A 317-nucleotide genomic window follows, 5' to 3' on the forward strand; every position below is an offset into this window, starting at 1 on the left:
CGGGCTCGTCGCGCTGAGGCTGGCGGACGCGGCACTGAAATCGGCTAGGGAAGGCAAGACCGTCCGCCTCGACAAGACAATCTAAGTATCAAGCACAGGAGCAAGGCGATGAACGGTTCAGCCGGTCGCAATTCCGAAACACGCGCCATCGTCACCGGCGGCGCGCAAGGCATCGGCTTCGCCGTCGCCGAGGCTCTGGCCGACGAGGGCTGCCGCGCCCTGGCGCTGGTCGGTCGTTCCCAGGAGAAAGGCGACAGGGCTATCGCCGCACTTGGGAAAAACGGCGTCGACGCCATCTTCATTGGCGCCGATGTTTC

General features: G+C 64.7%; 1 protein-coding gene. It reads left to right on the forward strand.

What is annotated here, in order from left to right:
• Positions 1-108: 108 nt before the first annotated feature.
• Positions 109-317: SDR family NAD(P)-dependent oxidoreductase (locus E5W87_RS25925; protein WP_292404125.1), on the forward strand; the 209-nt coding region annotated here is incomplete at its 3' end.

The sequence above is a fragment of the Mesorhizobium sp. genome (assembly GCF_004962925.1).
Classification (GTDB): domain Bacteria; phylum Pseudomonadota; class Alphaproteobacteria; order Rhizobiales; family Rhizobiaceae; genus Mesorhizobium.